The following is a 26,564-nucleotide window of genomic DNA, read 5'->3' as shown; positions in this document are numbered from 1 at the left end:
CTCAGCGCGCCTTGGGCGCGAACACCGCCGCCACGATACGGGCGATCAGGTTGAAGATGACGACGAGGACGACGAGAAGGAAGGCCGCACCCCAGGCGTTCGCCTGCGAAGCGTCGATGTCCTGCCCCGGGAAGCTGTACGCGGTGTACGCCATGACGGGCAGGGTCTGCATGGGGCCCTCGAACGGGTTGGCGTTGAAGTTGTCGGTGAAGCTCGCGGCGATGAAGATCGGTGCGGTTTCCCCGACCACGCGGGCGACGGCCAGGACGACACCGGTGATGATCCCCGATGCCGCGGTGCGCAGCACGACCTTGATGATCGTCGCCGATCGGGGCACGCCGAGAGCGAGCGAGGCTTCGCGCAGGTCGGCGGGGACCAGACGCAGCATCTCTTCCGTGGAGCGGATGACGATCGGGATCATGAGCACGCACAGGGCGATGGATGCCGAGAACCCGCTGAACGCCTTCGGTCCGACGACCAGGCTGAACAGAGAGAACGCGAACAGACCCGCGACGATCGAGGGGATACCGGTCATCACGTCGACGAGGAAGGTGATCGCGCGGCGAAGCGGGTTGTTCGGCTGCGCGTACTCGACGAGGTAGACCGCCGCGAGGACGCCGATCGGCACCGAGATGAGGGCTGCGATCCCCGTGATGATGAGCGTGCCCGTGATGGCCTGCCAGGCACCGGCAGTGGCGACGACCTCGAGCGTGTCGGGGTTGAACGCGGTGCCGCCGACCTGCGTGACGAAGTTCCAGTTGACGACCGCCAGGCCCTTGGACACCACGGTCCACAGGGTCGAGACGAGCGGGGCGACCGCGAGCAGGAACGCGACGGTCACGAGTCCGCGCACGACCCGGTCCACGGCCTTGCGGCGGTTCTCGACGATCGAGGAGCCGACTCCGATGGCGATCAGGTAGAGCACCGCGGACAGGACGAGCCACGCCGCGAGGTTGAATCCCCCGAGCAGGAACTGGACTCCGGCCACGACGATCGCGACCCCGAGCAGCAGCGCGGGCTCGATGAAGCGGGGGAGCTGGCCGCTGGTCAGTGCCAGGGGAGAGGAGGACGAGGGGGCCGTGACGGTCATGAGCGCTTGCCCTTCTTGCGACCCTTCGCACCGGGACCGGTGGCTCCGATGATGTATCGAGCGAGCATGTTCACCGCGAGCGAGACGACGAACAGCATGAGACCGGTGCCGATGAGCGCCGAGCGCTGCAGGTCGGTGGCGATCGGGAAGTTCAGCGCGATGTTGGCCGCGATGGTCTGCGAGTTGTAGCCGTCGGTGAGCAGCAGCACCGAGTAGATGAGGCTGGGCGAGACGATGAGCGCGATGGCCATGGTCTCGCCGAGCGCGCGGCCGAGGCCCAGGAGGGTGGCCGAGACCATACCGCTGCGTGCGTAGGGGAACACCGCGAGACGGATCATCTCCCAGCGTGTCGCGCCGAGGGCGAGGGCAGCCTCTTCGTGCAGGCGCGGGGTCTGAAGGAAGATCTCGCGGGTGATGGAGGTGACGATTGGGAGGATCATCACGGCGAGCACGACGCCACCGGTGAACATCGTCGAGCCGGTGGTGGACACGGGGCCCTGGAAGAGCGGGATCCAGCCGAGGTACTGGTTGAGGAATTCCCCGACCGGTACGAGCAGGGGGCGCATGACGATGATGCCCCACAGGCCGAAGACGATCGAGGGGACCGCGGCCAGCAGATCGACGATGTAGCCGAGGAAGCCGGCGATGCGACGGGGCGCGTAGTGCGAGATGAACAGCGCGATCCCGATGGCGACCGGGGTGCCGATGACCATGGCGATGAGGGCGGCCCAGATGCTGCCGAAGAGCAGCGGACCGACGTACTCCCAGAAGTTCGTCCAGCTGCCGTTCTGGTACCCGGCGAGATCGCCCTCGGTCCAGTTGCCGGTGATGGCGGGGATTCCGCGGATGATCAGGAAGATCGCGACCCCGGCGAGGATGATCATGATCGACACGGCGGCCGTGGTCGACAGCCCCAGGAAGACGGAGTCTCCGACGCGGCGCTTGCCGACGATCGACGTCCGCGGCGGGGGAGGGGAAGACGGGGCGGTCTCTGTGTCTGCGACGGTGTCAGTCACGGGGGATCTCACGCTCGGCACGGGTCATGGGTTCTCCTCGGTCGGGTGTTCTCTGAGGATGTCGGCTCAGCGGAGCATTCGACGGTGTCGACCGCTCCGATCAGCCCGGCCCGACCCGCACGCGAGGTGCGGGCCGGGCCGAGTCCGAAGAGATGTTTACTTGATCGACGCGAGGGTCTCGGCAGCAGCCGAGAGCACCGAGTCGGGCAGCGGCGCGGAGCCGGCGTTCTTGGCAGCGACCTGCTGGCCGAGCGTGCTGGTGACGAAGCCGAGGTACGACTTGACGAGCTCGGACTGCTTCGCGTCCTTGAACGTGGTGCAGGCGATCGCGTACGACACGAGCGGGATCGGGTAGGTCTCAGCCGTGAGCTTCGAGTAGTCGAACTTCTTCGACAGGTCGCCCGCGACGCCGTTGCTGGCGTCGACCGCGGCAGCGGCGAAGGTCGCCGTGACGGCCTCGGGGCTGTAAGCGATGGCGGTGCCGTCCTGGATGATCGACGCGGCGTTCAGGCTGCCGATGGCGGAGTGGTCGGCGTAGCCGATGGTGCCGGTGCCGGCCTTGACGGCCTCGACGACGCCCGAGCCGCCCTTCTGCTTCGACACGTTGCCCTCGATCGGCCAGTCCTTGCCCGCGGGCTTGGTCCAGACCGACGACTGCGTCGCGGCGAGGTAGTTGGTGAAGTTCTGCGTCGTGCCCGAGCCGTCCGAACGGGCGACGGTGGTGATGGCGCCGGCGGCGAGGGCCGTTCCGTTGTCCTTCGTGATGGCCGGGTCCGACCAGTCGGTGATCTGCAGGGCGAAGATCTTCGCGATCGTCTCACCCGAGAGCTTCAGGCTGGTCACGCCGGGGATGTTGAAGATGATCGCGACACCGTCGAGGTAGACGGGGATGTTGACGCCGCCGTCGGTGCAGAGGGCCTTGGACTGGGCCGTCTGGTCGGCGTTCAGCGGCGAGTCGGAGCCGGCGAAGTCGTACGCGCCGCTCAGGAAGTTGGTGACGCCACCGCCGGAGCCCTGCGACTTGTCGTAGTTGATCGTGACGCCCTTGGCCTGAGCGTTGTAGGCGCTCGTCCATGCGGCCTGCGCGTTCGCCTGGGCGCTCGAGCCACCGGCCGTGATCGTGCCCGAGAGGTTCGGGTCGACGGTGAACGCGACGTCGGACGAGGTCGACGTGGGGGTCGAGCCCGCGGCGTCGCCGGAGCCCGAGGTGCCGGCGCAGCCGGCGAGTGTCAGAGAGGCCACGGCGGCCACGGTGCCCAGCTGGGCGAGTCGGGAGAGCTTCACGGTGTGAATCCTTCGCATGTCGGGAACAGGAACCCGGTGCAGGGTTCGTCGTGAACGGTAAACAGCGACGGAGAACAGACTGCGTTGCACGGGTGAACGGGAGGTGAACCGGGGCGGCCGTCCCGGGGTGTTTTCCTGGGGGTTGTACTGTTCACCTCCGTGACGACCTCCGCTTTCGAAGCTCAGGCCCCGCTGGACCGGACGGGGGCTGCGCCGCCCGCGCGCACTCTCATCGACATCCTGACCGACGTCGCCGCTCGGTATCCCGAAGCCTCCGCGATCGACGACGGGTCGGGTGCCCTCAGCTACCGCGAGCTGCTGGCGCGTGTGTGGCGGACGGCAGCGGCTCTGCATGACGCTGGAGTGCGACGGGGTGACCGGGTGGGCGTGCGCATGCCGTCCGGTTCCAAGGAGCTGTACGTGTCGATACTCGCGGTCATGGCGGCGGGCGCCGCCTACGTGCCGGTGGATGCCGACGATCCCGACGAGCGCGCCCGCCTGGTGTTCGGTGAGGCCGGGGTGCGCGGCATCGTCGCGGGGGAGGGCGAGTTCGTGGCGACCGAGGGCGACCTCGTTCGTCTGTACGACGGAGACGCTCCGCATCCGGGCACGAACGCCGTGCCGATCGTCGCCCCGCCCACGGCCGACGACGACGCGTGGATCATCTTCACCTCGGGTTCGACCGGCGTCCCCAAGGGCGTCGCGGTCTCGCACCGCTCGGCGGCTGCCTTCGTCGAAGCGGAGGGGCGCGTCTTCCTGCAGAGCGAACCGCTCGGACCGGGGGACCGTGTGCTGGCCGGGCTCTCGGTGGCCTTCGACGCCTCGTGCGAGGAGATGTGGCTCGCCTGGGGCCACGGTGCGTGTCTCGTGCCGGCTCCCCGTTCTCTCGTGCGGTCGGGCGAAGACCTCGCGCCCTGGCTGCTCCGCCAGGGGATCACGGTCGTATCGACCGTGCCGACGCTCGCGGCGATGTGGCCGGCGGACTCGATCGAGAACGTGCGCCTGCTGATCTTCGGCGGAGAGGCGTGCCCGCCCGAGCTCGCCGCGCGCCTGGTGGCCGAGGGACGCGAGGTCTGGAACACGTACGGACCGACCGAGGCGACGGTCGTGGCGTGCGCGGCTCCGCTCGACGGCTCGCTGCCCGTGCGCATCGGTCTGCCCCTCGACGGCTGGTCTCTCGCGGTGGTGGATGCCGAGGGACTCCCCGTGGCGGAGGGAGAGGTGGGCGAACTGATCATCGGCGGCGTCGGTCTCGCCCGCTATCTCGACCCGGCGAAGGACGCCGAGAAGTACGCGTCCATGCCGACTCTCGGGTGGGAGCGGGCCTATCGCTCGGGCGATCTCGTGCGCTTCGAGCCCGAGGGTCTGGTGTTCCAGGGGCGCGCGGACGACCAGGTGAAGGTCGGCGGCAGGCGCATCGAGCTCGGTGAGGTGGAGTCGGCCCTGCAGGACCTTCGCGGTGTCAGCGCCGCCACGGTCGCCGTCCGCACCACCGAGGCGGGCGTCCCGGTGCTGGTCGGCTACCTCGTGATGGAGGAGGGCGTCGAACTCGACCGCGCCGCCGCTCGCGCCGCTCTCGCAGAGCGCCTCCCCGCCGCGACCATCCCGCTTCTGGGCGTGGTCGACGCTCTTCCCGTGCGCACCTCGGGCAAGGTGGACCGGGCGGCTCTGCCGTGGCCGCTCCCCGGTGTCGAGGCTCCCGCCCCCACCGACTTCTCCCTCGATGAAACCTGGCTGGCCGAGCAGTGGCAGGCCGTCCTGGGCCTGCCGGTCACCGAGCGCAAGGCGGACTTCTTCGATCTGGGCGGCGGGTCGCTCGCGGCGGCCCAGCTCGTCTCGCGCATCCGTGCACGCGTGCCCGAGTTCTCGGTCGCCGACATCTACGACGTGCCCCGACTGGGGGCGATGGCCAAGGCGCTCGGACCGCAGCTCGCCGACGAGACCCCCGCCGAGTTCCACCGCGCCGAACCGACGCCGCGCACGACCCAGTGGGCGCAGACGCTGCTCGGTGTGCCGCTCTTCGTCCTCTCGGGGGTGCGGTGGCTGCTCTACCTGCTGACCGCCTCGGCGATCCTGCGGCTCGTCCCCGGCTTCGACGTCCTGCCGACGGTGCCGTGGCCGGTTCTCGTGGCCGGCCTCGTCGTCTTTGCGACGCCGTTCGGGCGCATGGCGATCGCCGTGGCATCCGCTCGCCTCCTGCTCGCGGGCCTCCGCCCGGGCGACTATCCGCGCGGAGGGTGGGTGCACATCCGCCTGTGGCTCGCCGAGCAGATCGCCGACCAGGTGGATGCCGTGGGTCTCGCGGGCGCCCCCTGGGTGTCGTACTACGCCCGCGCTCTCGGCGCGCGAATCGGTCGCAACGTCGACCTGCACGCGCTGCCGCCGGTCACGGGAATGCTCGTCGTCGGCGACGGAGCCTCGATCGAACCCGAGGTGGATCTGACCGGGTACTGGATCGACGGTGACCTCGTGCGCATCGGCGAGGTGCGCATCGGGGCGGAAGCCACCGTGGGCGCCCGTTCGACCCTCGCTCCCGGAACGCGCATCGGTCGTCGCGCCGAGATCGCGCCGGGATCCGCGGTCTTCGGCCGCGTCAAGGCCGACCAGTCGTGGGCCGGGTCTCCGGCTGTGCGCGTGGGCGGCACGGCGAAGGGCTGGCCGACCGAGCGCCCGGCGTCGCCCACCCGCTGGCTCTGGGCGTACGCCGCGTCGGCGGTCGTCCTGGCGCTGCTGCCGCTCGCGTCGTTCACCGTCGGTGGGCTCGTCGTCGCGCAGGGCATGCGCGGCGCGAGCGATCTCGCCCAGGCAGCCGCGGGGGCTTTCGCCTGGCTCGTTCCCGGCGTCGCGGTCACGGGCCTGGTGTTCGCGGCATCCGTGGTCCTACTCGTGCGCGTCATGTCGATCGCGCTCATCGAGGGGACGCACCCCGTGCGCAGTCGCGTCGCCTGGCAGGCGTGGACGATCGAAAGACTCCTGGATGCCGCCCGCACGGTGCTCTTCCCGTTGTACTCGTCACTGTTCACCCCCGTATGGCTGCGCCTGCTCGGTGCGCGCGTGGGCCGCGACGTCGAGGCGTCGACGGTGCTGCTCATCCCGTCGATGACGCGGATCGAGGACGGGGCGTTTCTCGCCGACGACACCATGGTGGCCTCATACGAGCTGCGAGCCGGCTGGCTGCGGATCGGGCCGGTGCGCATCGGCAAGCGCGCGTTCCTCGGCAACTCCGGCATGGCCGCTCCCGGACATCGCGTTCCGCGCGATGGGCTGGTCGCCGTGCTCTCGGCCGCGCCGCTCAAGGCCAAGGCGGGCTCATCGTGGCTCGGCTCACCCGCGGTGCGCCTGCGCCGGAGGTCGGCGGAGGGCGACGAGTCGCGCACCTACCGGCCGACGTCGGCGCTGCGTCTCGCGCGAACCCTCTGGGAGCTGTGCCGCTTCGTGCCGGTGGTCGTGACGTGTGCGCTCGGTCTCGGCGTGATCTTCGCACTCGCTGCACTGTGGCAAGGCCTGGGCCCGGTGTGGACGCTGTTGCTCTCGGGCATCGTGCTGCTCGCGGCGGGCGCCGTGGCGGCCGGCGTATCGACGGCGGCGAAGTGGGCGATCGTCGGCGTCATCCGCGCGGGGGAGCAGCCGCTTTGGTCGAGCTTCGTGTGGCGCACGGAGGTGTCGGACACCTTCACCGAGATGGTCGCCGCCCCGTGGTTCGCGCGCGCGGCGGCGGGCACGCCGGCGCTCGCCGTGTGGCTGCGCACTCTCGGCGCGAAGATCGGGCGCGGGGTGTGGTGCGACAGCTACTGGCTGCCCGAGCCCGACCTGGTCACTCTGGGGGACGCGTCAACCGTCAACCGCGGATGCGTCGTTCAGACGCATCTGTTCCATGATCGAATCATGAGTATGGATACCGTCGAGCTGGAGCCGGGGTCGACCCTCGGTCCGCACAGCGTCGTCCTTCCCGCCTCGACGCTCGGCGCGCATGCGACCGTGGGCCCCGCGTCGCTCGTGATGCGCGGGGAGACGGTACCGGTCGGCTCGCGGTGGAGCGGCAATCCCATCGGTCCGTGGCGTGCGGTGAAGGTGCGCGCCTACCAGTCGACGACGTGAGCGTGGTCGACCGGTACGCCCCGCAGAGCGGCGACCTGTCGTACGACGTCGAGTCGTACGACCTCGTGATCGGTTACCGCGTGCGCACCAATCGCCTCGAAGGCGTCGCGACGATCGTCGCGGTCGCCCGCGAGGCGGTCTCGTCTTTCGCCCTCGACCTCGTCGGCCTCCGCACCTCGCGCGTGCGCGTCGACGGTGCGAGCGCCCGGTTCTCGGCCGGTCCCCGCGTCCTCCGCGTCACCCTGCCGCGCGCGCTCGCCGCGGGTGATCGTTTCGAGGTCGAGGTGGCCTACGCGGGGGCCCCGGCTCCTCGCCGTTCCCGGTGGGGAACCCTCGGGTGGGAGGAACTGACCGATGGTGCCCTCGTCGCCGGCCAGCCGACCGGCGCGCCGACCTGGTTCCCCTGCAACGACCGCCCGGACAACCGCGCGCGTATGCGGCTCGAGATCACGGTCGACGAGGGATACGTGGCGGCGGCCACGGGGGTCGCCGGTCCGAGCGTGCGGCGGGGCGGTCGGGTGACGACCACTTTCGTCTCCGACGTCCCCACGGCCACGTATCTCGCGGCCGTGCACGTGGGGCGCTATCGCACACGCCAGCTCGAGGGCACCGGTGATTCGCTCGTGCCCGCGGTCACGGTCACGGCCCCTCCGGGACTCAGCGCGGCCGTCGATCGGGCGTTCGCGACGGTGCCCGGCATGCTGCGGGCCTTCGATCGGTTCTTCGGGCCCTACCCCCAGCAGGCGTGCACGCTCGTGGTGACCGCCGACGAGCTGGAGATCCCGCTCGAGGCCCAGGGGTTGGCGGTCTTCGGCATGAACCATCTGGTTCCCGCGGCGCAGCGCCTCGTGGCGCACGAGCTGGCGCACCAGTGGTTCGGCAACAGCGTCGGCATCGCCCGGTGGAGCGACATCTGGCTCAACGAGGGCTTCGCCTGCTACGCCGAGTGGTTGTGGTCGGAGACTTCGGGCGGCGCGTCCGTCGAGTCGTGCGTCGCAGACTTCTACGCCCGTCTCGCCGCCAAACCCCGCGATCTTCTTCTCGTCGATCCGGGCCCCGACGACATGTTCGACGACCGCGTCTACAAGCGCGGCGCCCTGACCCTGCACGCTCTTCGGCGCACGCTCGGCGACGACGCGTTCTTCGAGCTCCTGCGATCGTGGACGGCGGAGCATCGGCACGCTCTCGTGACCACCGACGATTTCCGCGCCGCGGTCGAACACGCCGGGGGAGCGGATGCCGCGGCGGTGCTGTCACGGTGGATCGACGACGAGGCTCTGCCGGCGCGACCCTGACGGTCGAACCGCAGCGCCATCGCGACTCGCGGGACCGGACCGATGGCCTCGGCCGGCGGAGCCACCGGGCAGAGCATCGGGCGGTTTCGGCGCACCCCCCCCACGGCGCCTCACACCGAGACGTCGTCCGCGCGCGCCTCCACGGCCACCGCGAGCACGACGCCGTCGGGACCGTCGAGGTCCCATCCGCGCCAACGCCGTTCGCGCGCACCCGCCTCGCCGTCGTCGCCCGCCTCAGCCCTGTCGGACGAGGGTGACCGCACCCGAGCCGACCACCGCGCACCGTTCAGGGTCACCTCCACGCACCGCGGATCCACGCCGAGCCCCCGGCCGTCCGCCTTGAGGACGGCCTCCACCCGCGCCCACGCCCGGGCCTGCTCGCCCCCGGTCGCACGGTGCTCCGCCTCCGCCCGCGTAGCGCTCGTCTCGAGGCCGGCCGGCCGGTCGGACACCACGGGGGGAAGGACCCGCTCCAAGCCGGCTGCATGCCCGGGCACCGCATCCACACCGACGCTCTCGTGCCCCGACGCCGTGGCCACGACGGCCCAACCCCCGGCGTACGACACCGAGGCCGCGGCATCCGCCCCCTCCACGCGCACGCGACCGTGGTCCGCACCGCACACGGGGCAGCGCGACGTGAACCACGCCCCCGGCAGCAGCTCGGCGAGCAGTGCACGCGAGACGTCCCGGCGCTTCGAGCCCGCGGGAACCTCGCGCCACGCGACACGGATGCCGGCGGGAAGCGTCACACCTTCGGCTCGTGCGTCTCGATGGCCACGATGCCGGCACCGGGATGCTCGACCGGAATGTGCACGACCGAGAACGCGGCGGGCTCGAGCGCCGAAGCACTGCCCAGGTAGGAACCGCCCATGGTCCCGGTCGCGAGCGCGAGCTCGTGCAGGATGTCGGGGAGCACCGGCCGATGGCTCGACACGACCACCGGTTTGCGGGCGCGCACCCGCTCGCCGATGAGGGTGCGCGAGTCGGCGCGTCCCTCTTCCCACGCGTCCTGACTGACCGCGTCGGTCAGGTGGATGCGCTGGCCCAGGGCCTGGGCGAGGGGTGTCGCCGTACGAATGCATCGCTCCGCCGGGCTGGAGTACACCCGCCGCACGCCGAACGCGAGCAGGGGTCCGACGATCGCCTCGGCTTGGCGGCGACCGCGCGGGGTCAGCGGCCGCACGCTGTCGGAGCCGTCCCATTCCTCCCGCGCGCGTGCTCTCGCGTGGCGCAGCACGACGATCGGGAAGGTCGGCAGGGCCCCTTCGTCGACGATCCGCGTGAACTCGTCGAGGATCTCGATGTCGACGGGATAGGAGAGGTTCTTGCGCGCCTTCTTCAGGCTCACCCACTCGATCGCCGCGACCTCTTTGTTGGGGACGAACGTCGAGCTGCGCACGGCGGCGTCCGTCGCCTCCGCCGCCCAATAGTGCACGATCTTGGTGCGTGAGCTCGGCATCCGGTATCTCGAGACGCCCACGGGCACCCCGAGCGAGACCCGGATGCCGGTCTCCTCGCGGATCTCGCGCACGGCGGTCTCGGCGAGCGTTTCGCCGGGGTCGACCTTCCCCTTCGGGAGGGTGAGGTCCCGGTACTTCGTACGGTGGATGAGCAGAACGCGGAGCTTGCCCTCCACGAAGCGCCACACGACGCCGCCGGCCGCGTAGACGGCCGTCTCGGGTTCGGCCTTCGTCACCGCGCCGTCCGGGCCCGGCGCTTGCGCTGCACGAGCGCCATGGTGTGCTCCTGCAGATCGATGAGAGGCGCACCGGACTCGTCGACGCTGTGCCGCGTCCACTCTCCCTCCGAGCCGAGGTGCCACGAGCTCGTGCCGTCGTCCATCGCGAGGGTGAACAGCGTCGTGAGCTCTTGCACCTGAGCCGGGTCGACCACGCGCACGAGCGCCTCGACGCGGCGGTCGAGGTTGCGGTGCATCATGTCGGCGCTTCCGATGAAGACCTGCGGGTCGCCGTCGTTCTCGAAGGTGAAGATGCGCGAATGCTCGAGGTAGCGACCGAGGATCGATCGCACCGTGATGTTCTCGCTCATTCCGGGGACGCCCGGCTTGATCGAACAGATTCCGCGCACCCATACCTCGACGGGAACACCGGCCTGGCTCGCGCGGTACAGCGCGTCGATGATCTCCTCGTCGACCATCGAGTTGACCTTGATCCGCACGCCGGAGGGCTTGCCCTCGAGCGCGTTGCGACGCTCCTTGTCGATGTGACGCAGCAGCCCCTTGCGCAGGTGCAGGGGAGCCACGAGAAGACGCTTGAACTTCTTCTCGATCGCGTAGCCGCTGAGCTCGTTGAACAGGCGCGTGAGATCGCGGCCCACCTGGTCGTCGACGGTGAACAGCCCGAAGTCCTCGTAGATGCGGCTCGTCTTGGGGTTGTAGTTGCCCGTGCCGACATGGCTGTAGTGGCGCAGGCGACCCTCTTCTTCGCGGATGACGAGCGCGAGCTTGCAGTGGGTCTTGAGCCCCACCAGACCGTAGACGACGTGGACGCCGGCCTTCTCGAGCTTGCGGGCCCAGACGATGTTGTTGGCCTCGTCGAAGCGCGCCTTGACCTCGACGAGCGCGAGGACCTGTTTGCCGGCCTCGGCGGCGTCGATGAGCGCCTGCACGATAGGGCTGTCGCCCGACGTGCGGTACAGCGTCTGCTTGATGGCGAGCACGTGCGGGTCGCGGGCGGCCTGCTCGAGGAACGCCTGCACGCTCGTCGCGAACGACTCGTACGGGTGGTGCACCAGCACGTCGCCCTTGCGGATCGCACCGAACAGGTCGGCGCGTCCGTTCTGCTCGGGCGGCTGGAAGGCCAGCGCCGTCTTGGGCACGTGCGGCGGGTAACGCAGGTCGGGGCGGTCGATGCGCGACAGGTCGAACAGACCGCGCAGGTCGAGGGAGCCCGGCAGCCGGTAGACCTCCTGCTCGGTGATGTCGAGTTCGCTCAGCAGCAGCGAACGCGTGACGTCGTCCATGTCCTCGGTGATCTCGAGGCGGATGGGGGGACCGAAACGACGACGCAGGAGCTCGGCCTCGAGCGCCTGGATGAGGTTCTCGGTCTCGTCCTCCTCGATCGTCATGTCCTCGTTGCGCGTCAGACGGAACGCGTGGTGGTCGAGGACCTCCATCCCCGGGAACAGATCCCCCAGGTGGTTCGAGATGAGTTCCTCGAGCGGCAGGTAGCGCACGCCGGGTCCGTCCCCGCCGATCTCGACGAAGCGCGGGAGCATCGGTGGCACTTTGAGACGCGCGAACTCCTGGCGGCCGGTGCGAGCGTTGCGGATGCGGATCGCGAGGTTGAGCGAGAGCCCCGAGATGTAGGGGAACGGGTGCGCCGGGTCGACGGCGAGCGGCATGAGCACCGGGAAGACGTTCCGCTGGAAGTACTCGGTCAGGCGCGCGGCGGTGTCCTCGTCGAGCGACCCCCACGACACGACCTCGATGCCGGCTTCGGCGAGGGCGGGACGCACCTTCTCGGTCCACGCGGCGGCGTGACGCAGTTGCAGGCGGTGGGCCTCGGCCGAGATGTCGGCGAGCACGTCGAGCGGGGCGCGGCCCACGTTGGTGGGAACGGCGAGCCCCGTGACGATGCGGCGCTTCAGGCCCGCCACCCGCACCATGAAGAACTCGTCGAGGTTGCTGGCGAAGATGGCGAGGAAGTTCGCCCGCTCCAGGACCGGGACCGTGGGGTCCTCGGCGAGCTCGAGCACACGCTGATTGAACGACAGCCAGCTGATCTCACGGTCGAGGTAGCGGTGGTCGGGCAACTGGTCGTCTTCGGCCTCTACGGCCTCGTCGAAGTCGTCGTCGTCGGCGTCGCCGAGGCCGGCATCGAGCGAGTCGTGTTCCATCATTCCCACATCATTGCAGGGGTCGGTGACACGGGGGTGAACACGCGGTGCGTGCGACCTTATGCGGAGGGGGATGCCGCGGCGGGGGCGTCGTCTTCGTAGACGTTGAACCGGTAGCCGACGTTGCGCACGGTGCCGATGAGCTGCTCGAGATCGCCGAGCTTGGCGCGGAGGCGTCGAACGTGCACGTCGACCGTGCGCGTGCCGCCGAAGTAGTCGTAGCCCCAGACCTCGCTGAGCAACTGCTCGCGGGTGAACACGCGCGACGGGTGCGTGGCGAAGAAGTGCAGGAGCTGGAACTCCTTGTAGGTGAGGTCGAGGGGCTTACCGTGCACCTTGGCCGAGTACGACGACTCGTCGATCGTGATGCCGGAGGTCTGGATACGCGTCGACACCTGGTCAGCGGCCCGTCGCCCCATGGCGAGGCGGATGCGCGCGTCGATCTCGGCGGGACCGGCGCCGACGAGGACGACGTCGTCGATGCCCCAGTCCGTGGAGACGGCGGTGAGACCGCCCTCGGTCACGATGAGCACCAGGGGCGCCTCGACGCCGGTGGTCGTGAGGATCTTGCTGAGCGACTTGGCCCCGACCAGGTCGAAGCGGGCGTCGACGAAGATGACGTCGGCACTGGGGGCGTTCACCAGCTGCGCGGCCTCGGCGGGTATTTGCCGCACCCGGTGGCTCAGCAGTTCGAGCGCAGGCAGAGCAGCCCCGCCGCCCGGGGCGGAGCTGAGTACAAGAAGCTGAGCCAAGAGGACCTCCCGTGCGGCGTGCCGCGCACCCGATCATCTTAGGGTGACGCGCGGAGCCGCTCGACACCGGCGCTGCGCGTGCGCGCCGAGGGGGTCGTGAGTGATGATGGGGTCATGTCCACGCCTGACCTCGCGCCGCGTCGCACATTCGGCGGCATCGTCGCCGTGTGGGTGCTGGCCGCGGTGGCCGGAGTGCTCATCGGCCTGTTCGCTCCGGAGCACTGGCGCGCCCAGTGGATCACCGTCGCTCTGGGGGGCTGCATCATCGTGGCGTTCGCCGTGCAGCTCTGGTACGGCCGCTCGCAGGCGTTCATCCAGCGCATGGCGTTGAGCAGCCTCGGGGCGATGGTGGTGCTGGGCATCATCACGGCCGGGTTCGGACTCGCGGCGCTGGTGTCGGGCTAGGATTGGGCTATGGACCTTTTCGCGCTCGAAGCGTTCTTCGTGGGACTTCTCGGCCTCGCCTCGCTGGCGATCGCCTTCGTGTCCGGAACGGTCATCTGGAACCTCTACCGCGGCCAGCGCTGAGCGCGTCGTGATCGAGATCCCGACCGATCTTCCGGCCGACCTCGTCCCGCTCTCGTGGCTGGTGGGCGTCTGGGAGGGCACCGGCGTCATCGACTACGAGGTCGATGACCGATCCTTCTCGGGCGAGTTCGCCCATCGCGTCAGCTTCAGCCATGACGGCGGGGGATTCCTCAACTACTCCGCCGATGCGTGGCTGATCGAGGGCGACGGGCGGCGCCCCCTCGTCTCCGAGATCGGCTACTGGCGTCTCGCACGACCCGTCGGCGACGCCGACGCCGGCCCCGGGCTCCTCCCCGCGACGGCCGAGCCCGTCACCCGTACGGCCGACGACGTCGAAGCCCTGCGCAACGCCCAGGGCGGCTTCGACATCGAGGTGAGCCTGGCGCACGCCGATGGCATCCTGGAGCTCTATGTCGGGCAGGTGAAGGGGCCGCGCATCGATCTCGCGACCGATGCCGTCGTCCGTACCGCCGGTGCGAAGACCTACACGGCGGCTACCCGCCTGTACGGGCTCGTCGACAACCACCTTCTCTGGGCGTGGGACATCGCGGCCCTCGGTCGAGAGCTGGGCTCGCACGCCTCGGCTCGACTGGCCCGGGCAGAGTGACCATGTCATCCCTCTCCGCCGTCCCCGGTGCGGTGATCGACGATCGCGGGCTGCGCCACGTCGGCTCTCCCGTGGCGGAGCAGCGCCGCTTGGCATCCGGATCCGCTCTCGCGCCCCTCGGCGACCGCCGCGTCATCACGGTCTCGGGTGAGGACCGCCTCAGCTGGCTCGACTCGCTGTCGTCGCAGGCCCTCACGCACCTCGCGCCCGGCGTCTCGACCGAGTTCCTCATCCTCGACCCCCAGGGGCGCGTCGAGCACGCCGCCTCGGTGGTCGACGACGGCGAGACCGCGTGGCTTCTCGTCGACGCGTCGGATGCCGCGGCCCTCGCCGCGTGGCTGACGCGTATGCGCTTCCGCCTGCGCGTGGTGGTCGCCGACCGCTCCGACGACCTTTTCGTGCTCGGCGGAACGCACGAGGCAGTGGGGGTCCTCTCGTCCGTCGCTCCGGTGTGGGTCGACCCGTGGCCGGACGTCTCGCCGGGTGGGTGGGCCTACGCCCGCGTCGACCCGCACCCGGGTGCCGACCGCGACTGGGCCGAGGCGATCGTGGATGCCGCGGAGTTCGAGCGAGTGATCGCGTCGGCCGTGAGCGGAGAGACGGCCTTGGCCGGTCTCGACGCGGTCGAAGCCCTGCGTATCGCGGCGTGGCGCCCTCGCGTGGCCGTCGACGCCGATGAGCGACTGCTCCCGCACGAGATGGACTGGCTCCGCACGGCGGTGCACCTGTCGAAGGGCTGCTACCGCGGCCAGGAGACGGTGGCGAAGGTCCACAACCTCGGTCATCCTCCGCGCCGCGTCGTGGCCCTCCAGCTCGACGGCAGCGACAACGTCCTCCCCGTCCGCGGAGACGCCGTACGCGCGGGCGACACCGTGATCGGCGCCATCACCTCGGTGGCCGTCCACCACGAAGAGGGGCCGATCGCCCTCGCCCTCGTCAAACGCACCGCTCCCGAGGGCGAGCCGCTCATCGTCGACACCGCCGACGGACCGCTGGCCGCGGCGGCCGAGACCGTCGTTCCCGCCGACGCGGGCGCCACTGCCGCTGTTCCCCGTCTGCCGCGCCTCGGGCGGCGCCGCGCCGCGGAATGACCCCCGACGACTCCTCGACGACCGTCGGGGTCGTCGTCGCCGGTCCGCGCTGGCGCTCCACCGTCGGGCGCCGGGTCAACCGCGTGCGCGAGTCGCTGCCGGCGATCGCGCAGATCGTCGTCGCCGCGACCGCGGCGTACGCTTTCGCGCACTTCGTGCTGGGGCACTCGGTCCCTCTGCTCGCGGCGACGGTCACGGTGTCGAGCCTCGGGCTGGTGCGCGACGCGCGCCCGTGGCGGGTCGCCGAGACGGTCATGGGCATGCTCGTCGGCATCCTCATCGCCGAGGTCGTCCTGCTCGTCGCCGGGGCCGGATGGTGGCAGATCGCGCTCGCGATGACGGTGACCCTCGTCGTGGCCCGGTTCCTGTCGCCCCAGCCGGGCTTCGCGCTCGCGGCGGTCGTCCAGTCGCTCATCGCCCTGGTGCTGGTGTCGGGTGTGCCGTTCCTGCGCCTCGTGGACGGGGCGATCGGCGGCGTCGCCGCGCTCATCGTGACCGCGCTGATCCCGCGCACCCTCCGCCGCACCGAGCTGCGCGACGCCGACGAGCTGTTCGACGCGCTGGATGCCGCCATGGACACCATCGTGCGGGCGCTGCGCAGGGGCGATCGCGCACGCGCCGAGCGCGGTCTGGAACGCGCGCGTTCGCTGCAGACCTACGTCGACGCGTGGAGCGGGTCGCTCGAGTCGGGCCGCGAGGTCGCGCGCATCTCGCCGTTCCTGCGCCGCCAGCGCACCGAGCTCGATCGCCACGAACGCGTCCGCGGTGCCCTCGACCTCACCACGCGCAACCTTCGCGTGGTCGCCCGGCGCGCCGCCTACCTCTGTGCGGACGGTGAGAGCCGACCCGTCCCCGCCGATCTGCTGGCCGAGCTTGCCCGGGGCGCGGGCCTCGTCCGCGACAGCCTCGACGACATCTCGCTCGAGCCCGTCGCCCGAGAAGCCGTCGGAGCAGTCGCGCGACGACTCGATCCCGCGGTTCTGCTGCCCGAGGGGCGCGTGGGCGAGCTCAATCTCGTCGCGGCCCTGCGTCCGCTGGCGGTCGACCTGCTCGTCGCGGCCGGGATGCCCTCCGCCGACGCCCGGGCGCTCCTTCCGCGCGTCTGACGCTCAGCTCGGAGCGACTGCCTCCCACGCCACGCCCACTTCGCCGAGCCGCCACCTCTCGCGGCGCAGCAGGGGCCACCCCGCGTCGGCCAGGGCGAGCATCGCCGTGCGCCACCGGTGGACCGGCCCGAACGGGGCGACCGCCGCGGCTCGGGCCCATTCGCGATCGAGCGAGGTCACGAACTCATGCACGCGTTCTCCCTCGACGTTGCGGTGGATCAGGGCCTTCGGCAGGCGCTCGGCGGCGATCGCGGGGGAATCGAGCTCGGCGAGGCGCAGCGAGATGGTGAGACTGCGGGCTACGGCATCCGCTCCCACCTCCGTCCAGGTCGCGACGCGGCCGATCTCGTCGCAGGTTCCCTCGACCAGGATGCCGTCGGGCTGCAGCCGCGCGCACATGCGACCCCAGGCGTCGGCGACGTCGCCCTCGTCATACTGGCGGAGCACGTTCATGGCTCGGATGATCGCGGGGCGACGAGACGCCGGCAGGGGGACTTCGAAGCCCCCGCGTGCGAAAGACACGCCCTCGACCCCGGCGGACTGTTCGCGGGCCCGAGCGACGCGGTCGGGGTCGATCTCGAGGCCGAGGACCTCGGCGTCCGGTCTCTGGCTGCGAAGCCGGGCGAGGAGCTCGAGGGGAGTCACCGCACTCGCTCCGAAGCCGAGGTCGACCACGAGCGGGTCGTCGGCACGACGGAGGACCGGGTGCCGAGCGATCCAGCGGTCGATACGACGAAGGCGATTGACCCCGGTCGTGCCGCGGGTGGGACGGCCGACGGGGGAGGGGGTCACTCGAACATCTTGTCAGGCCGTCCAGCCCCGGCCCGCGGCCCTCACCTCGATAGCATGGAGTCATGCCTCACACGCTGATCCTCCTCCGCCACGGGCAGAGCGAGTGGAACAAGACCAACCAGTTCACCGGCTGGGTCGACGTGCGACTCACCGACCAGGGCAAGGCCGAGGCGAAGCGCGGCGGTGAGCTGCTCGCCGAGTCCGGTGTCCTTCCCGACGTGCTGCACACCTCGGTGCTCAGCCGCGCGATCCAGACGGCCAACATCGCCCTCGATGCCGCCGATCGCCTCTGGATCCCGGTCAAGCGGTCGTGGCGCCTCAATGAGCGTCATTACGGCGCTCTGCAGGGCAAGGACAAGGCGCAGACCCTCGAGGAGTTCGGTAACGAGCAGTTCATGCTCTGGCGTCGTTCGTTCGACGTTCCGCCGCCGGCCCTGCCCGCCGACGACCAGTACAGCCAGGTCGGCGACCCCCGTTACGACGGGATCGACGGCGAGGTGCCCGACACCGAGTCCCTGAAGATCGTCATCGACCGCATGCTGCCCTACTGGCACAGCGACATCGTCCCCGACCTGCAGGCCGGCAAGACCGTGCTCGTCACGGCGCACGGCAACTCGCTGCGCGGTCTCGTGAAGCATCTCGAGGGCATCAGCGACGCCGACATCGCCGAGCTGAACATCCCGACCGGCATCCCGCTGGTCTACCGCCTCGACGACGACCTCAAGCCCCTCGGTCCGGGCGAGTACCTCGACCCCGAGGCCGCGGCCGCCGGCGCCGCCGCCGTCGCCGCCCAGGGCAACAAGCACTGACGCCGAACAGAAGAGGGGGCGGATGCCGGTCGGCATCCACCCCCTCTTCTCGCGTTCCGCGGTCAGATGACCGGGCTCGGTTCGTGGGTGGATTCGTCGTCGGCGCCGGCCCAGTCACCGGTCGCGAGGTAGATGACCTTCTTGGCGACGGACACCGCGTGGTCGGCGAAGCGCTCGTGGTAACGGCTGGCCAGGGTCGCGTCGACCGTCGCCGTCGCCTCACCCTTCCAGGAGTCGCCGAGCACCTTCTCGAAGACGCTGACGTGCAGTTCGTCGATGTCGTCGTCGGCGTCGCGGATGGCTTCGGCGAGCCGAAGGTCCTGCGTGCGCAGCAGCTCGGCGAGCTTGCGCGATACCTCGACGTCGAGCTCGCCCATGCGGGTGAAGGTGCTCTTCAAGCCCTTGGGGATCGCGCGCTCGGGGAAGCGCGAGCGCGCGAGCTGTGCGATGTGCTCGGCCATGTCGCCCATGCGCTCGAGTGAGGCGCTCACCCGGAGCGCGGTGACGACGATACGCAGGTCGCGCGCCACGGGCTGCTGGCGGGCGAGGATCTCGATCGCGAGCTCGTCGAGTTCGAAGGCCTTCTCGTCGATGATGGCATCGGCTTCGATGACCTCTTCGGCGAGGGAGACATCGCTGGTGCCGAACGCGCGGGTGGCGCGGTCGATCGCAACGGTCACGAGGTCGGCGATCTCGACCAGTCGGCTCTGAACGTCCTCGAGGGACTGGTGGAATACTTCGCGCATGGGCGGGTACCTTCCTCGTCGGCGGCACGGCACATAGGTGTCCCGCAACCCTGGGGGATTCTTCCCAGCGAAGGTTAACGAGTGGTGCTGTGACAGTGAATAGTAGCCTCTACGGCGGCTCTCACGGGGGTGAACGGCCGGTGACGCTCAAGGGGCGCCTCTACTGTGGAGGCATGCAACAACCGCAGCTCGTGCTGCTCGCGCTCCTGGCTGGACTCCTCGTCGGAGCGGCGGTCGTCGGCCTCGTGGTCGCGGCACTGCGTGCCCGTGACCGCTCTCTCGCGCAGACCTCCGCCGAGGTGCCCGAGGGCGTGGAGGCCATGCTGGGGGCGATGGACGACCCCGCTTTCGTGTGCGACACCTCGTCGACGGTGCTGGCGCTCTCGCCGGCCGCCGAGGTCTTCGGCGTCCAGGCCGGAGAGGTGATCGCGAGCGAAGAACTCAAGCGTGTGGCTCGCGTGGCGCGCGACACCGGCTCGGGCATCGCCGAGAACCTGCGCTTGCGGCGCGGCGCCGCTCCCGCCGAGCCGCGGCTGGTCGCCGTGCGCGCCACCCCCATCTCGGGTCGTCTGACCCTCGTCGTACTGCGCGACATCACCGAGCACGAGCGCGTGGAGGAGATGCGTCGCGATTTCGTGGCGAACACGAGCCATGAGCTCAAGACACCCGTGGGTGCGGTGAGTCTGCTCGCCGAGGCGATCGAGTCGGCGGCCGACGATCCCGCTCAGGTGCGGCACTTCGCGTCGCGGCTCCAGGCCGAGGTCACGCGATTGGCGGCCCTGGTCAATCGCATCCTGAGCCTTTCGCGTCTGCAGGCCTCAGACGAGTTGCGCGACGTGCGCGACGTATCGATCGACGAGGTCGTCACCGCCGCGGTCGAGGGGTACGCCATCCAGGCGGATGCCGCCCAGGTCACGGTCGTCCGCGGAGGCACCAAGGGGTTGTGGGTGCGCGGCGAGCCGCAGATCCTCACCGAGGCCGTGGGTAACCTCGTGGCCAATGCCATCGCGTACTCCCCGCAGGGCTCGAAGGTCGGAATCGGCGTGAAGCTCGACGACACCGTGGTCGAGATCGCGGTGACCGACCGCGGTATCGGCATCCCCGAGAGCGATCAGCACCGCGTCTTCGAGAGGTTCTACCGCGCCGACCAGGCTCGCTCGCGTCGAACCGGCGGAACCGGGCTCGGCCTCTCGATCGTCAAGCATGCCGTCCAGCGCCATGGGGGCGAGGTGCGGCTCTGGTCGCGTCCCGACCGCGGCTCGACATTCACCATCCGACTTCCGATGTCGGAGGCTCCCGATCTGGAGAGCGTCCGCCCCAAACCCCGCCGCAAGGGCCGCAAGGGCTCCGCGACGACCCCCGTACCCGCGAAGGGAGACACCGCATGACCCGCGTTCTGATCGTCGAGGACGAACCCGATCTGGCCGACCCGCTGGCCTACCTGCTGCGACGGGAGGGCTACGAGGTCGAGATCGCCGAGGACGGCGCCCTCGCCCTGGTCGCTTTCCGCGATCGCGGTGCCGACATCGTCCTGCTGGATCTCATGCTTCCCGGGATGCCCGGGACCGAGGTCTGCCGCCAGGTGCGACTGAGCTCGCAGGTTCCGATCATCATGCTCACGGCCAAGGACTCCGAAGTCGATATCGTCGTCGGTCTCGAACTCGGCGCGGACGATTACGTCACCAAGCCGTACTCGACCCGCGAGCTGTTGGCGCGGATGCGGGCTGTGCTGCGCCGCCGCGCGCCGGAGGAGGCCGACCTCGACGACCGCATCCTCTCCGGCGGGCGCGTGGTGCTCGACATCGACCGGCATACTGTCGCCGTCGACGGGGGAGAGATCAACATCCCCCTCAAAGAGTTCGAACTCCTCGAGGTGCTGATGCGCAACGCCGGTCGCGTGCTCACCCGCGGACAGCTCATCGATCGCGTCTGGGGAACGGACTATTTCGGCGACACCAAGACGCTCGACGTGCACATCAAGCGCATCCGCTCGCGCATCGAGCAGAACCCGAGCGAGCCGAGCATGCTCGTCACCGTGCGAGGCCTGGGCTACCGGTTCGAAGCCTGACGGTCGCGGGAACGACGAAGGCGCCGACGGAGAACCGTCGGCGCCTTCGTCGTGTGTTCAGGACGCGGGAGTCGCGCTGGGCGTCGGCGACGGCGTGGCCGGGAACGAGGTCGACGCCTCGGGGCTCGGCGCGAGAGGGGCGAGGTACTCGAGCGCCCCGTCGAGGACGGGCACCTGGATGAGAGCACCCTGTCCGTCGCCGGACTGGAAGTACACGGGAACCGTCGAGCCGGGGGCCGCGTCGATGTCGTCGAGGCGGAGCGGCTCGACACCATTGGCCAGATCGCCGAGGCTGAGGGTTCGGTTGGCCGGCACCGTCACCGAGGCGGGGACGGCGGTCGCGCCCTCGCCGACCTCGAGCTTCAGTGTGAGCACGTCGGTGGTGTCGTTGACGATGGCGGCGACGAAGTTGCCGGTCGTGCCGTCTTCGTCGGCGACGATCATCGCATTGCGGATGTGCAGCGGACCGGAGTCGGCGGGCACGTTCACACCGTCGGACGCGGAGTAATCGATGGTGGTCGCCTGCGGGGCGAGGATGTTGCATCCCGTCGTACCGAGTACGACAGCTGCACCCACGGCGATGGACGCGATCAGGCGCGTTTTCACGGATCCTCCAAGATCGACAGACGGCATCCAGATCATCCTACGGGGTCGGCGGTACCGGGCCGCTCGCACGCGCACGAGGGGAGGAGTCTGCGGGGAGGGCGGAACCTTAGCGCATGCGGGCCTGTGGTATCCTGGATGTTGCCGAAAGGACATAACTCCATGCTTTTTGAGGTTGGCGAGACCGTCGTTTACCCGCACCATGGCGCGGCCACGATCATCGAGGTCAAGGAACGCGTTATCAAGGGCGAGACGAAGAAATACCTGAAGCTCAACGTCACCCAGGGAGACCTCGTCATCGAGGTCCCGGCTGACAACGTCGACCTTGTCGGCGTTCGTGACGTGATCGGCAAAGAGGGTCTCGACCGTGTCTTCGAGGTGCTCCGCGCACCCTTCACCGAGGAGCCGACCAACTGGTCGCGTCGCTACAAGGCGAACCTCGAGAAGCTCGCTTCGGGCGATGTGATCAAGGTCAGCGAGGTCGTTCGCGACCTCTGGCGCCGCGATCAGGACCGCGGCCTGTCCGCCGGCGAGAAGCGCATGCTGGCGAAGGCGCGCCAGATCCTGGTGTCCGAGCTCGCTCTCGCCGAGAAGACCGACGAAGACCGCGCGAGCGTCGTGCTCGACGAGGTCCTCGCGTCCTGATCCCGCTCGGTGCGTCGCCCGTTCGTGGCGGCGCGCTAGCGTGAACGGGTGACTCTCACCCCCGTCCCGCGTCTCGCGGTCATCGTCGTCGCCGCCGGCTCCGGTACCCGTTTGCAGGGTGGTGCGCCGAAGGCGTTCGTCGGCATCGACGAGAGGTCGATTCTGCATCACGCTCTGCGCGGGGTGTTCGCCGCGACGTCTGCGCAGGTCGTCATCGTCGTGCCGCGGGGGTACGAGGGCGAGGCGCTGGCCGATGCGCGGGATGCCGCGGGAGACCGCGCCGACCTCGTCACCGTCGTGGTGGGCGGGGCGACTCGGCAGGAGTCGGTTGCCGCGGGGCTCAGCGCGCTCTGGGGCGACGTAGAGATCGTGCTCGTGCACGACGCCGCGCGTGCGCTGACGCCGCCCGCCGTCTTCGATCGCGTGGTCCAGGCCGTCGAGGCCGGAGCCGCTGCCGTCATCCCGGTCCTCCCCGTCGTCGACACCATCAAGCGCGTCGACGCGGAAGGTCGCGTGATCGGCCCCGTCGATCGCACGGAGCTCGCGGCGGCTCAGACACCGCAGGGATTCGCTCGATCGGTTCTCGAGGCGGCTCTGGCCGAGGTCGACTCCGATCACACCGACGACGCGGCCGCGGTCGCGGCAGCGGGGCACCCCGTCGTCACGGTCGAGGGAGACGCGGTGGCGTTCAAGATCACGACCGGCCCCGATCTCGACCGCGCTCGTGCACTTCTCGAGACGGGCCCCGCGGCATCCGTCGTCCCCCCGTCGACCCACTCGGCGCCGCGCGTGGGCATCGGCACCGACGTGCACGGCTTCGGGGGAGAGGGCACGCTGTGGCTCGCGGGTCTAGAGTGGCCGGGCGAAAAGGCGCTGTCGGGACACTCCGACGGTGACGCCGTGGCGCACGCGATCGTCGACGCGCTTCTGGCCGCGGCCGGTCTCGGCGACATCGGCACGCACTTCGGCACCGACCGGCCCGAGTTCGCCGGTGCTCACGCGTCGGCGTTCCTCGCCCACACGGCCGGACTCCTGTCGGCGGCCGGGTGGCGCATCGGGAACGTCTCCGTGCAGGTGCAGGCGAACCGCCCGCGTTTCGCGTCCCGTCGCGTCGAGGCGGAGCGGGCGCTGTCGGCGGCCCTCGGCGGTGCGGCGGTGTCGGTGAGCGCCACGACGACCGACGGACTCGGCTTCACGGGGCGCTCCGAGGGGGTCGCCGCTTTCGCGACGGCCCTCCTCGTGCCGGCTTAGAGCTCGCGGGTCATGAAGGTCGACAGCGGGTCGGGCTTGTACGGCGCGAACGCGGGGCACTCCACGAAGCCCTCGCTCGCGTAGAGACGACGAGCGGGCAGGAAGTCGTCGGTACTCCCCGTCTCGAGCCAGAGACTCCGGATGCCGCGCTCGCGCGCATCGTCCATGATGTGCCGCAGGACCGCGCGGCCGATGCCCTGGCCGAGGAAGTCCTCGGCGACCCGCATGGACTTCAGCTCGGCGCGATCGAGGTCCAGGTCTTTGCACGCACCGATGCCGGCGAGCTCGTCGTCGACCCAGGCGGACCAGACCGTGACGCCGTCCGCGGTGAGCCGGTCCACGTCGAGGGCGTGCACGCTCTCGACGGGTGTGTTCTCGAGCATGCCGGCGAGGTGTGCGGCGACGAGAGCGCGCGTGGCGTCTCCGGACAGGTCATCGGGGCGAATCACAAGGGGCACCCCCGCACATTAGCGGCGCTATGTTTCGCTCAGGGGTCGTGAGGGGGCGGCCGGTAGGCTGGGCCGGTGACTGTTCGGCTGTACGACACGAAGGCGCAGGGACTGCGCGACTTCGTCCCCCTCGACCCCTCGAACGTCACGGTCTACGTCTGCGGGCCCACCGTGCAGTCGGGCCCGCACATCGGCCACGTGCGTGCGGCCCTGGCCTTCGACCTGCTTCGCCGGTGGCTCGAACGCCGCTACGGCCGAGTCACGTTCGTGCGCAACGTCACCGACATCGACGACAAGGTCCTCGCCAACGCGACCGAAACCGAGCCGTGGTGGGCTCTCGCCTACCGCATGGAGCTGGAGTTCTCGCGGGCGTACGAGGCCGTCGGCATCCTTCCCCCCACCTACGAACCCCGCGCGACGGCATCGGTGACGCAGATGCAAGAGCTCATCGCCGAGCTCATCGAGCGCGGCCACGCCTACGCTGCCGCCGGCGACGTCTACTTCGATGTGCGCTCGTGGCCCGCGTACGGCGAGCTCACCCGTCAGAGCCTGGATGCCATGGAGCCGGCGTCCGACGCCGATCCCCGGGGCAAGCGCGACCCTCGCGATTTCGCCCTGTGGAAGAGCGCGAAGTCCGATGAGCCGGCATCCGCGACCTGGAACTCTCCCTGGGGCGCGGGACGGCCCGGCTGGCACATCGAGTGCTCGGCGATGTCGCGCCGCTACCTTGGACCCGAGTTCGACATCCACGGCGGCGGTCTCGACCTGCGCTTCCCGCACCACGAGAACGAGATCGCGCAGTCGACGGCAGCCGGGGACTCCTTCGCGCGCTACTGGGTGCACAACGGCCTCGTCACCGTCGACGGGCAGAAGATGTCCAAGTCGCTCGGCAACTTCACCCTGGCCGCCGACGTGCTCGCCGCTCACGACCCGCTCGTGGTGCGCTACGCCCTCGCCGCGGCGCACTATCGTTCGAACCTCGACCTGAGCGAGGCGTCATGGACCGAGGCCGAGACGGCCCTCGGCCGGATCCGGACCTTCCTCGACCGGGCAGAGCGTCTCGTGCAACCGGGGTGGTCCGAGGCGACCGATGCACTGCCGGCGGAGTTCGTCGAGGCCATGGACGACGATCTGTCCGTACCCCGGGCGCTGGCCGCGATCCACACGAGCATCCGATCGGGAAATGCGCTGCTCGACGCCGGCAAGTACGATGAGGCGAAGCAGGACGTCATGGATGTCATGCAGATGACGCTCGTCCTGGGGATCAACCCCCACTCTTCTCAGTGGGGTGACACCGGCGGGGGAGCGCAGACCGCCGCTCTGGACGCCCTCGTCCAGACGATGATCACGCAGCGCGCGCAAGCGCGCGCGGACAAGGATTGGGCGGCCGCGGATCGCATTCGAGACGCGATCGCCGCCGCAGGAATCACGCTGGAGGACACTCCGGCCGGAACGCATTGGAGTATCGATGGCTAAGCCTGGACGCCCGGGAGCACGCAACCCCGGCAAGAAGAAGGGGCCCCTCAAGGGCACCGGCGGCCACGTCCGCAAGGCACTCGAAGGGCGCGGACCCACCCCGAAGGCCGAAGACCGCGCCTGGCACCCCGCGGGCAAGCGCAAAGCCGCCCAGGAGCGCTACGCCGCCGCCGGTGGCAAGGCGAAGCCGGGCGTGCGCGCGGTGGGGAGCAACCCGAATCGCAAGAGCCCGAAGGCGGCCGACGACACCGAGACGGTCACCGGTCGCAACTCCGTCCTCGAGGCGCTGCGGGCCAAGATTCCCGCCACGGCGATGTACGTCGCCCAGCGCATCGAGATGGACGACCGCGTCAAAGAGATGCTGTCGATGGCGACGAACCGCGGCATCCCGGTGCTCGAGGTCACGCGTCCCGAACTCGACCGTATGGCCGGCTTCGACGGCGTGCACCAGGGCGTCGCGCTCAAGGTGCCCCCGTATGCCTACGCCCACCCCCAGGACCTGCTCGAGCAGATCGTCGACCGCGGTCAGGTTCCACTGCTCGTCGCGCTCGACGGTGTCACCGACCCTCGCAACCTCGGAGCGATCATCCGTTCCACCGGCGCGTTCGGCGGCCAGGGCCTGATCATCCCGCAGCGTCGATCGGCGAGCGTCAACTCCGCCGCCTGGAAGACCAGCGCCGGGGCCGCCGCGCGCATCCCCGTCGCCCTCGCGGCCAACCTCACGGCCACGCTCAAGGAGTTCAAGAAGCAGGGCGTGTTCGTGCTCGGCCTCGACGGCGACGGTGACGTGTCACTCCCCGCCCTCGAGCTCGCCGATCGTCCCGTCGTGATCGTCGTCGGTTCCGAGGGCAAGGGCCTGTCGCGCCTGGTCACCGAGACGTGCGATCAGGTCGTGTCGATCCCCATCTCCGCCGCAACCGAGTCGCTGAACGCCGGCATCGCGGCATCCGTCGCCCTGTACCAGGTGTCGACGCTCCGCGGCACCGTCTGACCCTTCGAG

General features: G+C 70.1%; 24 protein-coding genes. 13 read left to right on the top strand and 11 right to left on the bottom strand.

Features of this window, described 5'->3' with window-relative positions:
• Window position 1: 1 nt before the first annotated feature.
• The 3 genes from pstA to OVA17_RS01155 all read right to left on the bottom strand — a co-directional run bounded on the left by pstA (window position 2) and on the right by OVA17_RS01155 (window position 3,390).
• Window positions 2-1,090, bottom strand: coding sequence for a phosphate ABC transporter permease PstA (gene pstA, locus OVA17_RS01165; protein ID WP_210073729.1), 1,089 nt, complete (start codon window positions 1,088-1,090; stop codon window positions 2-4).
• Window positions 1,087-2,106, bottom strand: coding sequence for a phosphate ABC transporter permease subunit PstC (pstC, locus tag OVA17_RS01160; RefSeq protein WP_074696616.1), 1,020 nt, complete (start codon window positions 2,104-2,106; stop codon window positions 1,087-1,089). The genes pstA and pstC overlap by 4 nt, the downstream gene beginning before the upstream one ends.
• A gap of 156 nt (window positions 2,107-2,262) precedes the next feature.
• Window positions 2,263-3,390, bottom strand: coding sequence for a phosphate ABC transporter substrate-binding protein PstS (locus tag OVA17_RS01155; RefSeq protein ID WP_210073730.1), 1,128 nt, complete (start codon window positions 3,388-3,390; stop codon window positions 2,263-2,265).
• A 159-nt stretch (window positions 3,391-3,549) separates the two neighbouring features.
• On the opposite strand from OVA17_RS01155, the gene OVA17_RS01150 reads away from it, so the two are divergent.
• Window positions 3,550-7,488: a Pls/PosA family non-ribosomal peptide synthetase gene (locus OVA17_RS01150; RefSeq protein WP_267787636.1), complete on the top strand. Its 3,939-nt coding sequence runs from the start codon at window positions 3,550-3,552 to the stop codon at window positions 7,486-7,488.
• Window positions 7,485-8,783 carry a M1 family metallopeptidase gene (locus OVA17_RS01145; RefSeq protein ID WP_267787635.1) on the top strand — a complete coding sequence of 433 codons (1,299 nt, stop codon included), beginning with the start codon at window positions 7,485-7,487 and terminating at the stop codon, window positions 8,781-8,783. The genes OVA17_RS01150 and OVA17_RS01145 overlap by 4 nt, the downstream gene beginning before the upstream one ends.
• 110 nt (window positions 8,784-8,893) lie before the next feature.
• Here the strand turns inward: OVA17_RS01145 and OVA17_RS01140 are convergent, their stop codons facing one another.
• Genes OVA17_RS01140 through OVA17_RS01125 form a run of 4 tightly spaced genes read right to left on the bottom strand, consistent with a single transcriptional unit; the run spans window position 8,894 to window position 13,393 of the window.
• A complete protein-coding gene (locus OVA17_RS01140; RefSeq protein ID WP_267787634.1) occupies window positions 8,894-9,532 on the bottom strand; it encodes a hypothetical protein in 639 nt (212 codons plus the stop codon).
• Window positions 9,529-10,479 (bottom strand): NUDIX hydrolase, encoded by a 951-nt coding sequence (locus OVA17_RS01135; protein ID WP_267787633.1) that lies wholly within the window; start codon window positions 10,477-10,479, stop codon window positions 9,529-9,531. Before OVA17_RS01135 ends, OVA17_RS01140 begins: the two co-directional genes overlap by 4 nt.
• Window positions 10,476-12,644 carry an RNA degradosome polyphosphate kinase gene (locus OVA17_RS01130; RefSeq protein ID WP_210073734.1) on the bottom strand — a complete coding sequence of 723 codons (2,169 nt, stop codon included), beginning with the start codon at window positions 12,642-12,644 and terminating at the stop codon, window positions 10,476-10,478. Before OVA17_RS01130 ends, OVA17_RS01135 begins: the two co-directional genes overlap by 4 nt.
• 56 nt (window positions 12,645-12,700) lie before the next feature.
• Window positions 12,701-13,393 carry a winged helix-turn-helix domain-containing protein gene (locus tag OVA17_RS01125; protein ID WP_056229289.1) on the bottom strand — a complete coding sequence of 231 codons (693 nt, stop codon included), beginning with the start codon at window positions 13,391-13,393 and terminating at the stop codon, window positions 12,701-12,703.
• Window positions 13,394-13,507: 114 nt separating this feature from the next.
• Between OVA17_RS01125 and OVA17_RS01120 the strand changes: the two genes are divergently transcribed.
• The 4 genes from OVA17_RS01120 to OVA17_RS01105 all read left to right on the top strand — a co-directional run bounded on the left by OVA17_RS01120 (window position 13,508) and on the right by OVA17_RS01105 (window position 16,725).
• Window positions 13,508-13,798, top strand: coding sequence for a hypothetical protein (locus OVA17_RS01120; RefSeq protein ID WP_267787632.1), 291 nt, complete (start codon window positions 13,508-13,510; stop codon window positions 13,796-13,798).
• Window positions 13,799-13,928: 130 nt separating this feature from the next.
• Window positions 13,929-14,528, top strand: a complete 600-nt coding sequence (locus tag OVA17_RS01115; protein WP_267787631.1) for an FABP family protein — start codon at window positions 13,929-13,931, stop codon at window positions 14,526-14,528.
• A 2-nt stretch (window positions 14,529-14,530) separates the two neighbouring features.
• Window positions 14,531-15,619, top strand: a complete 1,089-nt coding sequence (locus OVA17_RS01110; protein WP_267787630.1) for a YgfZ/GcvT domain-containing protein — start codon at window positions 14,531-14,533, stop codon at window positions 15,617-15,619.
• The gene (locus tag OVA17_RS01105; RefSeq protein ID WP_210073738.1) at window positions 15,616-16,725 is read left to right on the top strand and encodes an FUSC family protein; all 1,110 of its coding nucleotides are present in this window, start codon (window positions 15,616-15,618) and stop codon (window positions 16,723-16,725) included. Before OVA17_RS01110 ends, OVA17_RS01105 begins: the two co-directional genes overlap by 4 nt.
• Window positions 16,726-16,728: 3 nt before the next feature.
• Here OVA17_RS01105 and OVA17_RS01100 read toward each other — a convergent pair whose 3' ends face one another.
• The gene (locus OVA17_RS01100; protein ID WP_267787629.1) at window positions 16,729-17,517 is read right to left on the bottom strand and encodes a class I SAM-dependent methyltransferase; all 789 of its coding nucleotides are present in this window, start codon (window positions 17,515-17,517) and stop codon (window positions 16,729-16,731) included.
• A 62-nt stretch (window positions 17,518-17,579) separates the two neighbouring features.
• On the opposite strand from OVA17_RS01100, the gene OVA17_RS01095 reads away from it, so the two are divergent.
• A complete protein-coding gene (locus OVA17_RS01095; RefSeq protein ID WP_210073741.1) occupies window positions 17,580-18,326 on the top strand; it encodes a phosphoglyceromutase in 747 nt (248 codons plus the stop codon).
• A 62-nt stretch (window positions 18,327-18,388) separates the two neighbouring features.
• Here OVA17_RS01095 and phoU read toward each other — a convergent pair whose 3' ends face one another.
• On the bottom strand, window positions 18,389-19,072 hold the full coding sequence (gene phoU, locus OVA17_RS01090; protein ID WP_210073743.1) for a phosphate signaling complex protein PhoU: 684 nt from the start codon (window positions 19,070-19,072) through the stop codon (window positions 18,389-18,391).
• 173 nt (window positions 19,073-19,245) lie between these two features.
• On the opposite strand from phoU, the gene OVA17_RS01085 reads away from it, so the two are divergent.
• Both OVA17_RS01085 and OVA17_RS01080 read left to right on the top strand, forming a co-directional pair.
• Window positions 19,246-20,460, top strand: a complete 1,215-nt coding sequence (locus OVA17_RS01085) for a sensor histidine kinase (RefSeq protein WP_210073745.1) — start codon at window positions 19,246-19,248, stop codon at window positions 20,458-20,460.
• Window positions 20,457-21,140 carry a response regulator transcription factor gene (locus tag OVA17_RS01080; protein WP_210073747.1) on the top strand — a complete coding sequence of 228 codons (684 nt, stop codon included), beginning with the start codon at window positions 20,457-20,459 and terminating at the stop codon, window positions 21,138-21,140. The genes OVA17_RS01085 and OVA17_RS01080 overlap by 4 nt, the downstream gene beginning before the upstream one ends.
• A 57-nt stretch (window positions 21,141-21,197) precedes the next feature.
• Here the strand turns inward: OVA17_RS01080 and OVA17_RS01075 are convergent, their stop codons facing one another.
• The gene (locus OVA17_RS01075; RefSeq protein ID WP_210073749.1) at window positions 21,198-21,746 is read right to left on the bottom strand and encodes a DNA modification methylase; all 549 of its coding nucleotides are present in this window, start codon (window positions 21,744-21,746) and stop codon (window positions 21,198-21,200) included.
• 159 nt (window positions 21,747-21,905) lie between these two features.
• Here OVA17_RS01075 and OVA17_RS01070 point away from each other — a divergent pair, with 159 nt between their 5' ends.
• A complete protein-coding gene (locus tag OVA17_RS01070) occupies window positions 21,906-22,388 on the top strand; it encodes a CarD family transcriptional regulator (RefSeq protein WP_056229249.1) in 483 nt (160 codons plus the stop codon).
• Between the two features lie 48 nt (window positions 22,389-22,436).
• Window positions 22,437-23,639 (top strand): 2-C-methyl-D-erythritol 4-phosphate cytidylyltransferase, encoded by a 1,203-nt coding sequence (gene ispD, locus OVA17_RS01065; protein WP_267787628.1) that lies wholly within the window; start codon window positions 22,437-22,439, stop codon window positions 23,637-23,639.
• On the opposite strand, the gene OVA17_RS01060 is transcribed toward ispD, so the two are convergent.
• Window positions 23,636-24,097, bottom strand: a complete 462-nt coding sequence (locus OVA17_RS01060; protein ID WP_267787627.1) for a GNAT family N-acetyltransferase — start codon at window positions 24,095-24,097, stop codon at window positions 23,636-23,638. The genes ispD and OVA17_RS01060 overlap by 4 nt on opposite strands.
• 66 nt (window positions 24,098-24,163) lie before the next feature.
• On the opposite strand from OVA17_RS01060, the gene cysS reads away from it, so the two are divergent.
• Together cysS and rlmB are read left to right on the top strand one after the other, a co-directional pair.
• Window positions 24,164-25,564, top strand: coding sequence for a cysteine--tRNA ligase (gene cysS, locus OVA17_RS01055; RefSeq protein ID WP_267787626.1), 1,401 nt, complete (start codon window positions 24,164-24,166; stop codon window positions 25,562-25,564).
• Window positions 25,557-26,555 (top strand): 23S rRNA (guanosine(2251)-2'-O)-methyltransferase RlmB, encoded by a 999-nt coding sequence (gene rlmB / locus OVA17_RS01050; RefSeq protein ID WP_267787625.1) that lies wholly within the window; start codon window positions 25,557-25,559, stop codon window positions 26,553-26,555. The genes cysS and rlmB overlap by 8 nt, the downstream gene beginning before the upstream one ends.
• Window positions 26,556-26,564: the final 9 nt, after the last annotated feature.

Origin of the sequence: Microbacterium sp. SL75 (genome assembly GCF_026625865.1) — a bacterium.
In the GTDB taxonomy this organism is placed as follows: Bacteria; Actinomycetota; Actinomycetes; order Actinomycetales; family Microbacteriaceae; genus Microbacterium.
Note: the sequence above shows the minus strand (reverse complement) of the source record. Positions and strands in the feature narration are given on the sequence as shown.